Origin of the sequence: Methylobacillus sp. MM3 (genome assembly GCF_001645185.1) — a bacterium.
Taxonomy (GTDB): Bacteria; Pseudomonadota; Gammaproteobacteria; order Burkholderiales; family Methylophilaceae; genus MM2.
In genome coordinates this window covers 1-423 of the sequence record NZ_LXTQ01000021.1, presented here as the reverse complement: position 1 = coordinate 423, position 423 = coordinate 1, and the positions used below count along the sequence as shown (strand labels likewise).

The following is a 423-nucleotide window of genomic DNA, read 5'->3' as shown; positions in this document are numbered from 1 at the left end:
ATATCCAGGCTGTCGCCGAGCGCAATAAAGTAGGAAAAGCCCATCTTACGCTGTTGCGCCCAGTCGAGGATGGTGTTGGAGACGGCAGCCGATTGCGAAATAAACGCCAGCTTGCCGCGTTTAATCGGCACAGGCGAAAAGCTGGCATTCAGACCTTGCCAGGGAGCCAGTAAACCCAGACTGATTGGTCCAAGCAGGCGCATGTTATGGCGCAGGGCGCAGGCGCGGAGATCTTCGTGTTGCGATGCCGGGGCGGAAAGAATAATGCAGGTTTTACAGCCTTTCTCGCCGAGCTCTTCCAGAAGAGCAAGATTACGGCTGGCATTGGTACATAAAACCGCAAGGTCGGGTGTAAAGGGCAAGCTGGCAATATCCGGCCAGGCCAACACACCCAACACCGCTTTCCAGGCTGGCGTCACCGGG

Annotated in this window: 1 protein-coding gene; it reads right to left on the bottom strand. The window is 56.5% G+C overall.

Features of this window, described 5'->3' with window-relative positions:
* The coding region (locus A7976_RS08720) for a CoA-binding protein (RefSeq protein WP_131801008.1) at positions 1-423 on the bottom strand (423 nt) is incomplete at both ends.